This window comes from Bradyrhizobium sp. NBAIM08 (genome assembly GCF_020193935.1).
GTDB lineage: Bacteria > Pseudomonadota > Alphaproteobacteria > Rhizobiales > Xanthobacteraceae > Bradyrhizobium > Bradyrhizobium yuanmingense.
Map to the genome: position 1 here is coordinate 1 of NZ_JADYVR010000082.1, position 581 is coordinate 581.

The window sequence follows — 581 nt, forward strand, 5'->3', positions numbered from 1 at the left end:
GTACGTCGACACCTCGCTGTTCGAGGGCGCGCTGGCGCTCTCGATCTGGGAGACGGCGGAGCTGTGGGCGACCGGCCGCGTGCCGGGCAAGCTCGGCTCCGCGCACCGCCTGACCGCGCCCTACCAGGCGCTGCGCACGGGCGACGGCCACATCACCGTCGGCGGCAACAATCAGAAGCTGTTCGAGCGGCTGTGCAGCGGGGTGGGCCGGCCCGAGCTGGTCGAGGACCCGCGCTTCGCCACCAACGACGACCGCATGGCGAACGTCGCCGAGCTGGTCGCCGAGGCGATCGAGCCCGCCACCGGGCAGCAGCGGCTCGCGGCCTGAGGCGACCCGGAGCCGGCCGTGGCTGCCGCGGCCGGCTAGGGGCGCTCGTCGACCGGCTTCGCGGCCTGGGTCAGCTCCTCGTCGGACGGCTCGTCGGTCGTCGGGTCGGCGGTCGTGGCGTCGTCGATCACCGGGGAGTTGTCTTCGTCCCAGCGCGACTTCACCAGGCTCGCCACCGTGGTCACCAGGAGCGTGACGAGAATGACGGTCAGGGAGAGCCAGATCGGAATCTCGCCGCCGAAGGGGGCCCAGT

General features: G+C 72.6%; 2 protein-coding genes. One reads left to right on the forward strand and one right to left on the reverse strand.

Annotated features, from left to right (window positions below; translation table 11 throughout):
• Positions 1 to 328: CoA transferase (locus I6F37_RS38495; protein ID WP_225154141.1), on the forward strand; the 328-nt coding region annotated here is incomplete at its 5' end.
• A 35-nt stretch (positions 329 to 363) separates the two neighbouring features.
• Here the strand turns inward: I6F37_RS38495 and I6F37_RS38500 are convergent.
• Positions 364 to 581 (reverse strand): hypothetical protein (locus I6F37_RS38500; RefSeq protein ID WP_225154142.1); only part of this gene is annotated, 218 nt, incomplete at its 5' end.